Here is an 11,689-nt window from a genome sequence, read left to right as displayed (position 1 = left end):
CGCCGGCGCGAGGCCGCGCCGCGCTGGGCGCGGGCACCCCCGGCCCGGTCGGGCGAGCCCGCCCCCGGGCCCCCGCCCCCCCCCCCCCCGAGGGGGGCACCTCTGTTGCATCAATCGGCCGAAAACCCGCCGGACTTGACCCCGGTGAGGATTCCCCACCCACCGTCGCCACGGCCTGGTCCGCGCTTCCCGGGCCGGGCACGGCAGTTGCACGCCGCCGCGCCCGCCGCAGGCCCGGTCACTTCGCGCCGCGGGCACCGCGGGCCCGCAGCCGCTCGGCGAACGCCCGGGCCGCCGCCAGGTCGCTCCCGTCGGGCCGCGCCTTGTTGATGCCGCCGACGAGCTTGAACGGCAGCCAGGTGTCGTAGGCCCGGCAGGAGAAGGTGTCGGTCACCTCGAACCCCTTCCGTTCGAGCTGCCGCACCAACGGCCGGGTGAAGGGCCGGATCCGCAGTTCCGGCAGGCCGCTGGTGGCGAAGACGAACGCCCTGCCGCGCTGCCCCTCCGGGAGCGACCGGACGAAGTCGCGCAGCCGCGCGTGGAACTGCCCCGTGAAGATCCCCGATCCGAACCCCACCAGGTCGTAGTCGGCCAGCTCCGCCGGGTCGACCTGCTCCGGCTCGACGACCCGGGCCGCGAGCACCCGGCCCATCACCTCGGCGATCCTCCGGGTGTTGCCGTGGGACACCGACGCACACACCATGACGGCCTTCATGACGGTTCTCCTTCCGATCGGCCACTCCTGACAGTGGGACCGGACAGGGCGCGAGAACGTGACACCGCCCGCGGGGGAACGCCGAAGGCCGGCACGGACGCGGTCCGTACCGGCCTTCGAACGGGAACGACTACCGTCCTGCCGTCACTCGTTCGGCACAGTGGCGTACTTCGGGGTGCCCTCGGCCATCTGGCGCAGGGCGTCCTTGCGGTCGCGCTTGGACAGCTTGTCGATGTAGAGGGTGCCGTACAGGTGGTCGGTCTCGTGCTGCAGGCAGCGCGCGAAGAAGCCGGTGCCCTCGACCCGGATCGGGTTGCCGTCCTTGTCGACGCCGGTGACGGCGGCGTAGTCCGGGCGCGGCAGCTCGGCGTAGGCGGTCGGGACGGACAGGCAGCCCTCGTTGCCGTCGTCGAGCACCCGGCGGCGGTCCGACGGGTACTCCTCCAGCTTCGGGTTGATGACGTGGCCGATGTGGCGCACGCCCTCGTCGTCCGGGCAGTCGTAGACGAAGACCTTGAGGTCGACACCGATCTGGTTGGCGGCCAGGCCCACGCCCTCCGCGGCGTACATCGACTGGAACATGTCGTCGATCAGCGCGGACAGGTCGGCGTCGAAGGCGGTGACGTCCTTGACCTCGCGGTGCAGCACCGGGTTGCCCACGACGGTGATCGGACGCGCGGTGCCCTTGGAGAGGTCGGGTTCCTCGCCCATCACCTTGACGGGCGCCTCGGGCGCCGCCCCCTCCACGTCGTGCTCCTGCTCGTGGTCGTGCTGCTCCGCCATGTCTTCCGCTTCCATAGATCTCCTACGCGTACCCGACCAGGGTACTCAGCAGACTTCTTCGAGATCCCGGTAAGCCCGGCTCGCGGGGGCGGCCGCGACCCAGCGGTCCAGCAGGGCGCGCACCAGGTGCGCCGGCGCGGCGATCCCGCACTCGCGCTCGACCAGCCAGGACATCCCGGCGGCGCCGCCCTGGCTGAGGTGGCTGAGGTGCCCGGGGTGGGCGGCGTCCCCGTCGTCGTGCGGGTCGTGGTGGGCGACGACACCGTCGTCCGAGGCCATCCGGCTCTCCGAACAGGCCCGGCACAGCAGCCGCACCGAGGAGGTCCAGTCCTCGGCCGCGTACCCGGCGTCGGCGACCAGCCGCTCCAGCGCGTCCCGGTCACCGGCGGTGGCGGCCTGCAGCAGGACCACGTAGGTCGGCACCGGCGAGGGCGCCCACAGCTCGATCTCGTCGAACACCGGGTAGGCGACGCCGTCGGTGACCCGCTCGCCGTGCGGGGCGCCGTCGTGCAGCACCACCTCGCCCCAGCGGCGGCCGGAGGAGGGCAGCGGGATGGACAGCACCTCGATCCGGGCCGGGTCGAGGCGCCGGCCCCACACCACCTCGGACTCGCCGTCCGGGGACAGCCGCACCGGGGTGGTGCCGAGGTCGAGGCTGACCGGCCCGTCCACGCCGGGGCCGCCGGGCAGCTTCAGTCCGTACGCCTGCCAGGCGCGGCGGGCCAGCGGCCAGTCCTGGAGGGCGGTGGCGGTGATGCCGAGGTTCCACCAGTCGGGGGCGCCGTGCTCGCGGTCCAGCAGGGCGACGGCGCGCAGGCCGGCCGAGCGGGCCTGCTCCCAGTCGCGGCGGAACTTGTGCAGCAGGGCGAGGTTGAACCAGGAGTCGGACAGCCAGGGCTCCAGGTCGGCGGCCATCACCAGCAGGGCGCCGGCGTCCTCGTAGCGGCCGTCGCCGATCAGCGTGAAGGCCCGGTCGGTCGTCTGCCGCCAGGTGGCGGACGGCCGGTGCCGTGCCCGGTGGAAGATCCTCACGTTCGTCCCTGCCGTCGTCGTCCGCTCAAGTCCCTTGCCGTCCGGGGCCCGTCCGTGCTCGACGGGGTCCGGGTCCCGGTGCTCCGGGTCGGTGTTCCACGCTACGACCGCATCCAACCACGCCCGCCCCCGACCGCGCTCCCCACCGCCGGGGTTGGAGCCCGCCCCTCCCCAGCCTGCCCGGCGGAGCCCGCCGCCTCAACCCCTGGCCGCGGGGGCCCGACCTGGGGCCGAGCAGGCCTCCACCCCGCCCCGGCCCGTTCGGCCGATCCCGCCGGCCGACCGGCTCCGTCCTGCCCGCCCACGGCCCGCCCGGTCCCGTCCGGACCCGCCAGGACCCGAGCGACTCCCCCACGGCCCGGCCCGGGCCCGCTCGGACCCGAGCGAGTCCCCCTTGCGGCCCGCCCGGACCCGCCAGGTCTTCGGGCGAGTCCCCTACGCCCCCCGGAGAGCCCTCAGCCCCGGCCCGGTCCGCCGACCCGGGCCAGGGCGTCCACCACCCGGGCGTCGTAGACCCGGCCGCGCCCCAGCCGCAGCACTTCCAGCGCCTCCAGCCGCCCCAGCGCCTCGCCGAGGCCCCGGCGGCGGGCCGCCGTCAGCAGGTCGTCGTGGGCGTTGGCGACCCTGATGATCCGGGCGGCGAGCGGCACGGGCCCCTCGCCGCCGACCGGCCCGGCGCAGGGGTCGGCCAGCCGGGCGACCTGCTCGGCGACCTGCCGGGGCACCCCGGTGCGGCTGATCACCTCACTGCCGAGACGGGCGATCCGCTGCTGCTCGGTACTGGGCAGCAGCGCGGTCGCGCCGTCCGGCACCGGCTCGACCAGGGACAGCTGGCCGACGTCGTGCATCAGCGCCGCGTACTCCAACAGGGCGAGCTCCCGGGTGCCCAGCCCCAGCTCGCGGCCGAGGGCGCACGCCGTGTCCGCGACCCGGCGCGCGTGCCCGTGCGGGGTGTAGCCGGCCACTTCGGTGGCCCGGGCCAGGCTGGCGATGGTCTGCCCGGTGGTGGCCCGCACGGCGGCCGCCCGCCGGAAGGACACCTGGGCGAGCAGCAGCGGGGTGCAGAACAGCGGCAGCGCCCACAGCCCCACCTCGCCGGCGGCGAGGCTGACCAGCATCCCGGTGGCGACGATCGCCGAACCGATGCCGAACAGCGAGCGCAGCTCGTCCTCCAGCGCCGCCGGGAACCGCAGCCCGGAGTCGGGGCCGGCCGCGGCGCACCGCAGCAGCGCCGCCAGGGTGGCGTCGCACAGCGCGGCCAGCGCGGCGACGGCGGTCAGGAAGGCCCCGTAGGCCGGGCCCTCGGGCGAGAACCGGTCGACCAGGCCGCCGTTGTAGAGCGGCTGGAAGACGGCGGCGGCGAAGCCCACCGCGAGCAGCCGGCGGGCGGCGCCGTCCCGGCGGGCCGGGTCGGCCCAGGGCGGGCGCCGGTGCGGGCGCCCCGGGCGGTGCGGCAGGGCGACGCCGGGCAGCCAGGAGAGCGCCAGGCCGGCCCCGGTCACCGCGACCACCTGGAGCGTCCCGTGCGCGGTCGGCACCCCGCGCAGCGGGCCGAGCAGGGCGTAGGCCAGCGCGCCGGCCGCGCCGATGGGCGCCTGCTCGCGGTCACCCGGAAGGGTGATCCGGACGCATTCGCCCAGCGCGATGAGCGCGGTGAACGCGAACGCGACGCCCGGCTCCGCGACCCCGCGCAGTGCCACCGCCCCGAGCGCGTACGCCAGCAGGGCGGCGGCGCCCAGGTGCACCGCGCCGGTGGTGCGGCCCCGGACCGCGCGCACGAACGCCCGGCGGCCGCGCGTCGCCCGGGCGGTGCCCGTCCGGCCTGCCCCCGTACGGTCCTTCCTCGCCCGCCCCGCCGCGGTACGGTCCGCCCCGGTACGGCCGGACGTCCTGCGGCCGGGAATCCGGCGGCCGGACACCCGGCGGCCGGGGCCGGTGCGGGCGGAGCCGGGCCGCCCCGGGACCCTCACGGCTGCCCGGCCGCGGGGACGGTCCCGCCCTGGGCGGGCACCCGGCCGGGCGCGGCCCGCACCGGTTCGGGCACCCCGAGCGGGATGTCCGGCACGGCCCGCACGCAGTCCTCGGAGTGCACCACCGGCTGCCAGCCGTGCACGGCCAGCGCGTCGATCAGCGCGCGGACCATCACCGGGTCGAACTGGCTGCCAGAGCAACGCTCCAGCTCGGCCACCGCCTCGGTGACCGGGCGCCCGCGCCGGTAGGAGCGGGTGGAGGTCATCGAGTCGAAGGCGTCGGCGACGGAGATGATCCGGGCGAACTCGGGGATCTGCTCGCCGGCCAGTCCGCTGGGGTAGCCGCGCCCGTCCATCCGCTCGTGGTGGTGGAGGATTCCGGCGTGGGCTTCGCCGAGGAAGTCGATGCCGCGCACCAGCTCGTACCCGTACACCGGGTGGATCTCCACGGCCCGGCGTTCGTCCTCGTCGAGGGGACCGTTTCTGCGCAGGAGTTCGGTGGCCACCCCGAGCTTTCCGACGTCGTGCAGGATCCCCGCGAAGCGCAGGGTGCGCAGCCGCTCGGGCTCCATGCCGAGCTGAGTGGCGATCAGCACCGAGGCCTGGCCGACGCGTTCGCTGTGCCCCCGGGTGTACGCGTCCTTGATCTCCACGGCCTGCACCAACGACTGCACGGTGGCCTGGTGGGCGTCCTGCTCGCGCTGCCCCTGGGCGAACACCCAGGCGGAGATGGACAGCGGCAGCAGGGCCAGCAGCGCGGCGAACGCCCCGTACGGGCCCTGCCAGAGCACCGCGACCATCAGCCCGCCGGCCGCGTGCACCAGCACCGGCAGTCCGCACACCGCGCGGGCGCCGCGCAGCACCACGCCGGCCCCGCGGCCCTCGCTGAGCACCACCATCACGCCCACCACCGCGCCGTTGACCAGGCAGAACACGGCGACGGAGGCGAAGCCGGGCAGCAGCGCGGCCGGGAAGCGGGAGCCGAGGAGGAGCTGGGGGCCGCTCAGCAGGTGGAAGACGACGGAGGAGGCGAAGGCGCACAGCGCGAGCTGGGAGCCGTTGAACAGCTGGCGCCGGCGGCAGCCCAGCCCGGTCGGGCCGCCGAGCAGGGCGGCGGGGGCGGCGACCAGCGCGGCGGCGGCCGGCGGGAGCATCAGCACCCCGGCGAACAGCACCGGGAAGAAGGCGTTCTCCCCGGGCAGGGCGGGTGCGCTCTCGACCGGCGCGGGGCGGCGCAGCAACCGGCGCACGAAGCGCAGGCAGGGTGTCGGCAGTCCCTGGGCGAGCGACTCCCAGCAGCCGTGCAGGAAGGCCAGCAGGCCGACCTTGGGCCAGTCCACCGGGTGGCCGAGCCAGTGCGGCACCCCGGGGGTCGCGGCTGCGGGCAGCAGCGGCAGCAGGCAGCACAGTGCCGCCACCGGGACGGCCACCAGGTAGCACACCGCCCCTCGCGGCAGGGTCGCGCCTCCACTGTCGGTAGCGATCTCGACCTCCCCGCCGTCCGGACCCCGTGGGGCCCCAGCACGCCGGCGGGACCGGCGGTGAGCGCCCGTCAGGAGGATAGGCCGCCGCCCGGGCGTGAGGACGCATGATCGCGCAATGGCGCAGTTGGCGCACCGCCAACTCACTCGAACGAGTGACGGCGCATGCGGGCACAACGGGGGCGGCCCCGGGAGCACACGCCTCCCGGGGCCGTCGGACTCCCGCATCGGGGCCCGGCCCGTCCTCGCCGACGGACCGGGGGACTGCTGCGGCCGGGGCCTACTGCGAGCGGCCGACGGCCGTCCCGCCGCGCCCCGGCCGGGCGGTCACTCCGCCTGGGCGGTCGCCTCGACCGGCGCACCGGGGCGCGCGGCCCGTTCCTCGCCCGCGTCCTGCTGCCCCGGGTGGGGCGCCGGACGGGCGGACTCGACGTGCACCTCGACCGAGTTCTCCACGGCGACCACCACCTGGTCGCCCCCGCGCTGGCCGGACCGGATCGAGTCGATCCTGGCCAGCACCTTGCTCCGCAGGTCGGCCGGGGTGTCGTCGCAGCCGCAGGAACGCTTGATCAGCGCCTTGATGGCCTGCTCCAGCCCGTACTGCTTCAGACAGGGCGAGCACTCCTCGAAGTGCACGCGCAGCTTGGCGCAGTCCCCCTCGGGCATCTCGTTGTCGAGGAATTCGTAGAGGTGGTCGAGGACCTCGCCACACTCCGTCTCGTGCGGATCGCCGCAGCTCATGAGCCCGAGCCCTTCGCTTCCTGCCCTGCCCCGCTGCCGGCCGGGACGAGCCCGCGCTCACGGGCGTAGTCCTCCAGCATGCCGCGCAGCTGACGGCGGCCGCGGTGCAGCCGGGACATCACCGTACCGATGGGAGTACCCATGATGTCCGCGATCTCCTTGTACGCAAAGCCTTCTACGTCCGCGAGGTACACGGCGATCCGGAACTCCTCCGGAATGGCCTGCAGCGCGTCCTTCACGTCGCTGTCGGGGAGGTGGTCGAGCGCCTGGGTCTCGGCCGAACGCAGACCGGTCGACATGTGCGACTCGGCCCGGGCCAACTGCCAGTCCTCGATCTCCTCCGCCGCGGTGCGCTGCGGCTCCCGCTGCTTCTTGCGGTACGAGTTGATGAACGTGTTGGTGAGGATGCGGTACAGCCAGGCCTTGAGGTTGGTGCCCTCACGGAACTGGTGGAAGGACGCGTACGCCTTGGCGAACGCCTCCTGGAGCAGGTCCTCCGCATCCGCCGGGTTGCGCGTCATGCGCAGCGCCGCGGAGTACATCGGATCCAGGTAGCCCAGGGCGTCGCGCTCGAAGCGCTCCCGCCGGGCCTCCTCGGACTCCTCCGCCGACACCCGGAAGGTGTCCTCGCCGATCGCCTCGGCCAGCTCCTCACCGGTGAGCGCCTCACCCGCAGGCAGGGCCTCGTCCGGGCCCCGGCCCGGCTCGGCCTCGTGCTCGGTCCCGACGACCGGACCCACCTCCTCGGCATGACGGGCACGGCCCACGGTGGGCCGCCCAGAAATGGAGGATATCGGGCTGACGGGCTTCTCGCCCGCGTCGAGCCACTCCGACCAGGAGGGGCCGAACGCCGTGGCGGCCTCGCGCTCCTCAGGCCGTTCGGGGCACGCGATCGAACCCATCTGCCCTGCCTCTCACCGGTGACTGTGCTGACGGAGACGACAACCACGCGGACCGTGCCCGCATTCCCGCCCCCGCGCACCCTTCACTCGCACGAGTGGGCGACGGCGCCGCCCCTCCCCCGGGCCCCGGACAGCGCCCCGACCCCGCCCCGAGCAGCGCCCGAACACCACCGTGCACGGCACCACCGCTCACGGCACCGCGCACGGCACGGCTCACACCAGCCGCAGCACCCAGTCCCCCACCGCCGAGCAGATCAGCCCGAGCACCTCCTCCTCCCCCACCCCGGCCCGCTTGGGCACCGCGAACCCGTGACCGCCGTACGGCACGGCCACCAACGCGTGCCCCGGCGGCAGCGCCGGGAACTCCTCCGGCCCGCCGAACGGATCCGCCCCGCCCTGCACCACCAGCGTCGGCAGCCCCGACTCCAGCAGCTCCTGCGCCCGGCTCCGCTCCGGCCTGCCCGGCGGGTGCAGCGGGAACGCCAGCGCCACCACCCCCACCGCCCCGCTGCCCGCGCCCGTACGGCAGGCCACCCGCGCCCCGGCGCTGCGCCCGCCGACCACCAGCGGCAGCCCCTGCCCGGCCAGGTGCTCGGCCACCGGCCGCCAGCCCAGGTCCAGGGTCTTCGGCGCCGGGGCCAGCTTCCGGCCCGCCACCCGCCACGGCTGTTCCACCAGCGCCACGGTGATCCCGCGCGGCGGCAGCCGCTCGGCCAGCGCGACCAGGTCCGGGGCGCCGATCCCGCCGCCCGCGCCGTGCCCGAGCGCCAGCACGGCCCTCGGGGCGGCCGCCCGGTGGTAGGTGACACGGGCCTCGCCCGCCTCGGTGGCGACGAGTTCGGAGGTGGTCATCGCGGCGGCTCCCGGGAAAGGTGGCGAACGTCAGAACAGCGTGGTCTCGTACTCGGCCTCGACCCACGGCTCCTTGAGCTCCGGGCCGTTGTTGCGGATGTTGCCGACCGCCGGCGACACCGGCGTGGCCAGCAGCGCGCCGGGCGGCGGGGGTATCAGCAGTCGGCGCAGCGCGTCCGGATCGCTCTGCCGCGGGTCCAGCCACTCGTCCCAGGACCGCGGGTCGAGGAACAGCGGCATCCGCTCGTGGATGGGGGCCAGGGCCTCCTCGGCGTCCGTGGTGACGATCGTGAACGTCACCAGCCAGGCCTCGGGGTGCCCCGGCGGCACCGCCCGGTTGCGCCAGAACTCGTACAGTCCGGCCAGCGCCAGCGGCGCCCCGTCCGCCCGGGAGACGAAGTACGGCTTCTTGCGGGCCCTGCCCCGCTCGCCCGGCACCGTCTGCCACTCGTAGTAGCCGTCCACCGGCAGGATGCACCGCCGGGAGGCGAGGGCCTGCCGGTACGCCGGCTTCTCGTGCACCGTGTCGGACCGGGCATTGATCATCTTCACCGCCGTCCCGGCGGAGTCCGACCACGGCGGCACCAGGCCCCAGCGCAGTGCCCGCAACTGCCGCAGCGGCTCCGGCCGCTCCTTGGACAACCGTTCCAGCACCACGAAGGCGCTGTTGGTCGGTGCCACGTTCCAGTTGGGGGCCGGCGCCTCCTCGGGGTCCCAGTACTCCACGTCGAACAGCTCGACGATGTCCTCGGGCTTGCTGCTGGCTGCGAAGCGACCGCACATGCGGGTCAGCTTGCCATGCCGCCCCTTCTCACCACTTCCTCATCCCACGACCGCAACCGCCCGCTCCCGCCCGCCCGTCCCCGCATGGGAGGCTGCCCCGAACGGCCCAACGGCCCACCCGGCTCGACCCGGCGCCCGAACCCGGCCCGACCCGGCGGCCGACACGGCCGACACGGCCGACACGGCCGACAACGGCCGCACGGCCCTACGCAGCGAAACGGAGGCGCGGACCCCCGATGAACACCGACGACCAGAACCTGGGCGCCCTGTGGGACCAGGTCACCGGCACCCAGGCCGCCCCGCCCGGCTGGCTGGTCCTCGCCACCGGCGCCGCCGCCCTGCTCACCGTCCTCGCCCGCCCGCTCTGGCACGTCGCCCGCAACGCCGTCACCATCGCCCACGAAGGCGGCCACGGACTCGCCGCCCTCGCCACCGGCCGCAAGCTCGCCGGCATCCGGCTGCACTCCGACACCTCCGGCCTCACCCTCTCCTACGGCCGCCCCACCGGCCCCGGGATGGTCCTGACCGCCGCCGCCGGCTACACCGCCCCCGCCCTGCTCGGCCTCGGCTGCGCCGCCCTGCTCGCCGCCGACCGGATCACCCTGCTGCTCTGGCTGGCGATCGCCCTCCTGCTGGCCCTGCTCATCCGGGTCCGCAACGCCTACGGCCTGTTCACCGTCCTCGTCGCCGGCGCCGCCTTCTTCCTGGTCTCCTGGTTCGGCAGCGCCCAGGTGCAGGCCGGTTTCGCCTACCTCGGCTGCTGGTTCCTGCTGTTCGGCGCCGTCCGCCCCGTCCTGGAGCTCCAGCACCAGCGCCGGATCGGCTGGGCCCGCGACTCCGACGCCGACCAGCTCGCCCGGCTCACCCACGTCCCCGCCCTCGCCTGGGTCACCGTCTTCCTGCTGGTCGCGCTCGCCAGCCTCGCCCTCGGCGCGACCTGGCTGCTCCAGCCGCTGCACTGACCCGCCCGAGCCCGGCCCGCAGCCGCCACCCCGCACCCGCGCCGAAGCCGCCCCCGAACGGCGCCAAGCCCGACCAACGGGCCCCGACCGGCACGCCCCGACCGCACACGCCCCGCCCCGCCCGGACCCGCGCCCCGAACCGGTACCGACCCGCCCCGCCCGGACCCGCCCGGACCCGCCCCGAGCCGGTACCGACCCGCCCGGCCCGCCGCCACGCGCACGGGCGCACCGGCGCGTTCCGCCATACGGCCACCGACCGGGGCCGTTCCGGTACGGCCCCTAGACTGGCCTCCATGACCGAGACCCTGTGGCCCGCCCCCGTCGCCACCGCCCCCGTCGACGCCACCGTCACCATCCCCGGCTCCAAGTCGGTCACCAACCGGGCCCTGGTGCTGGCGGCCCTCGCCGACGGGCCCGGCTGGGTGCGCCGCCCGCTGCGCAGCCGCGACTCCCAGCTGATGGCCGACGGCCTGCGCGCCCTCGGGGTCACCATCGAGGAGAAGGTCAACAACGACGCCGGCGGCACCGGCGGCGGCGAGGCCTGGCGGGTCATCCCCGCCCCCGCCCTGCACGGCCCCGCCAGCGTCGACGTCGGCAACGCCGGCACCGTCATGCGCTTCCTCCCCCCGCTCGCCGCGCTCGCCGACGGCCCCGTCCACTTCGACGGCGACCCGCGCAGCCACGAGCGCCCCCAGCACGGCGTGATCGACGCGCTGCGCGCGCTCGGCGCCCGCATCGAGGACGGCGGCCGCGGCACCTTCCCGCTCACCGTGCACGGCACCGGCAGCCTCGACGGCGGCCCGGTCGAGCTGGACGCCTCCTCCTCGTCCCAGTTCGTCTCCGCCCTGCTGCTCTCCGGCGCCCGCTACAACCACGGCATCGAGGTCCGGCACGTCGGCGGCCCCGTCCCGTCCCTGCCGCACATCCGGATGACGGTCGAGATGCTGCGCCTGGCCGGGGCCCAGGTCGACGCCCCCGAGGACGGCGGCGAGAAGGACGTCTGGCGGGTCACCCCCGGCGCCCTGATCGGCCGCGACCTGGTCGTCGAGCCGGACCTGTCCAACGCCGCGCCGTTCTTCGCCGCCGCGCTGGTGACCGGCGGCCGGGTCACCGTCCGCGACTGGCCCAAGCACACCAGCCAGCCCGGCGACCAGCTCCGCGAGATCTACACCCGGATGGGCGGCGCCTGCGAGTTCACCGACGAGGGCCTGCAGTTCACCGGCACCGGCCGGATCCACGGCATCGAGGCCGACCTGCACGACGTCGGCGAGCTCACCCCGGTGATCGCCGCCGTCGCCGCCCTCGCGGACTCCGAGTCCCACCTGTACGGCATCGCCCACCTGCGCCTGCACGAGACCGACCGGCTCGCCGCGCTCGCCAAGGAGATCAACGACCTCGGCGGCGACGTCAGCGAGACCGAGGACGGCCTGCGGATCCGCCCGCGCCCGCTGCACGGCGGCGTGTTCCA

General features: G+C 75.5%; 11 protein-coding genes. 2 read left to right on the top strand and 9 right to left on the bottom strand.

Features of this window, described 5'->3' with window-relative positions; all coding sequences use genetic code 11:
* Positions 1 to 238: 238 nt before the first annotated feature.
* The 9 genes from ABT247_RS26585 to ABT247_RS26545 all read right to left on the bottom strand — a co-directional run bounded on the left by ABT247_RS26585 (position 239) and on the right by ABT247_RS26545 (position 9,259).
* Entirely contained in the window at positions 239 to 715 is a 477-nt protein-coding gene (locus tag ABT247_RS26585) for a flavodoxin family protein (protein ID WP_350746917.1), read from the bottom strand.
* 144 nt (positions 716 to 859) lie between these two features.
* Positions 860 to 1,498: a peptide deformylase gene (def, locus tag ABT247_RS26580; RefSeq protein ID WP_350746922.1), complete on the bottom strand. Its 639-nt coding sequence runs from the start codon at positions 1,496 to 1,498 to the stop codon at positions 860 to 862.
* Between the two features lie 45 nt (positions 1,499 to 1,543).
* A complete protein-coding gene (locus tag ABT247_RS26575; protein WP_350746919.1) occupies positions 1,544 to 2,530 on the bottom strand; it encodes a tetratricopeptide repeat protein in 987 nt (328 codons plus the stop codon).
* A 455-nt stretch (positions 2,531 to 2,985) separates the two neighbouring features.
* Positions 2,986 to 4,308 carry an HD domain-containing protein gene (locus ABT247_RS26570; RefSeq protein ID WP_350746914.1) on the bottom strand — a complete coding sequence of 441 codons (1,323 nt, stop codon included), beginning with the start codon at positions 4,306 to 4,308 and terminating at the stop codon, positions 2,986 to 2,988.
* Between the two features lie 188 nt (positions 4,309 to 4,496).
* Positions 4,497 to 5,942: an HD domain-containing phosphohydrolase gene (locus tag ABT247_RS26565; RefSeq protein ID WP_350746911.1), complete on the bottom strand. Its 1,446-nt coding sequence runs from the start codon at positions 5,940 to 5,942 to the stop codon at positions 4,497 to 4,499.
* Between the two features lie 366 nt (positions 5,943 to 6,308).
* Entirely contained in the window at positions 6,309 to 6,722 is a 414-nt protein-coding gene (rsrA, locus tag ABT247_RS26560) for a mycothiol system anti-sigma-R factor (RefSeq protein ID WP_350746908.1), read from the bottom strand.
* Positions 6,719 to 7,462: a sigma-70 family RNA polymerase sigma factor gene (locus ABT247_RS26555; protein WP_374199896.1), complete on the bottom strand. Its 744-nt coding sequence runs from the start codon at positions 7,460 to 7,462 to the stop codon at positions 6,719 to 6,721. Before ABT247_RS26555 ends, rsrA begins: the two co-directional genes overlap by 4 nt.
* A gap of 375 nt (positions 7,463 to 7,837) precedes the next feature.
* Complete coding sequence (locus tag ABT247_RS26550; RefSeq protein WP_350746905.1) at positions 7,838 to 8,476, bottom strand: alpha/beta hydrolase family protein; 639 nt, start codon at positions 8,474 to 8,476, stop codon at positions 7,838 to 7,840.
* 30 nt (positions 8,477 to 8,506) lie between these two features.
* Positions 8,507 to 9,259, bottom strand: a complete 753-nt coding sequence (locus ABT247_RS26545; protein WP_350746902.1) for an SOS response-associated peptidase — start codon at positions 9,257 to 9,259, stop codon at positions 8,507 to 8,509.
* Positions 9,260 to 9,495: 236 nt separating this feature from the next.
* On the opposite strand from ABT247_RS26545, the gene ABT247_RS26540 reads away from it, so the two are divergent.
* Positions 9,496 to 10,221, top strand: coding sequence for a M50 family metallopeptidase (locus ABT247_RS26540; protein WP_350746900.1), 726 nt, complete (start codon positions 9,496 to 9,498; stop codon positions 10,219 to 10,221).
* A 293-nt stretch (positions 10,222 to 10,514) separates the two neighbouring features.
* Positions 10,515 to 11,689 (top strand): 3-phosphoshikimate 1-carboxyvinyltransferase (gene aroA, locus ABT247_RS26535; RefSeq protein ID WP_350746897.1); only part of this gene is annotated, 1,175 nt, incomplete at its 3' end.

This window comes from Kitasatospora sp. NPDC001539, from assembly GCF_040298565.1.
Taxonomy (GTDB): Bacteria; Actinomycetota; Actinomycetes; order Streptomycetales; family Streptomycetaceae; genus Kitasatospora.
Note: the sequence above shows the minus strand (reverse complement) of the source record. Positions and strands in the feature narration are given on the sequence as shown.